Origin of the sequence: Pseudomonas sp. SIMBA_067 (genome assembly GCF_046534675.1) — a bacterium.
Classification (GTDB): domain Bacteria; phylum Pseudomonadota; class Gammaproteobacteria; order Pseudomonadales; family Pseudomonadaceae; genus Aquipseudomonas; species Aquipseudomonas putida.
On record NZ_JAWRYH010000870.1, the window covers coordinates 1 to 254 of the forward strand.

Sequence of the window (254 nt, forward strand, 5' to 3'; positions counted from 1 at the left end):
GTTAATACTTCTCCTGCTCACACGGAGTTAGCCGCCATCATTGATAAATGAAGTAACGTACAAGTAATCATAAGTTAACCTACTTTGTTCATTCAATGTAAGTTAGTCCAAAAATTCAGTGCCTGAGGAACCCTACCGTGCCTGACATGAAGCTCTTCGCTGGTAACGCAACACCTGACCTAGCTCAAAAAGTTGCAAAACGTTTATATATTGAATTAGGCGATGCTGTTGTTGGCCGTTTTAGTGACGGTGAG

At 41.7% G+C, this 254-nt stretch carries 1 protein-coding gene; it reads left to right on the forward strand.

What is annotated here, in order from left to right; all coding sequences use genetic code 11:
• Nucleotides 1-146 precede the first annotated feature (146 nt).
• Nucleotides 147-254, forward strand: a 108-nt coding sequence (locus SB765_RS31700; protein WP_410932764.1) for a ribose-phosphate pyrophosphokinase-like domain-containing protein, incomplete at its 3' end; no start/stop codon positions are given.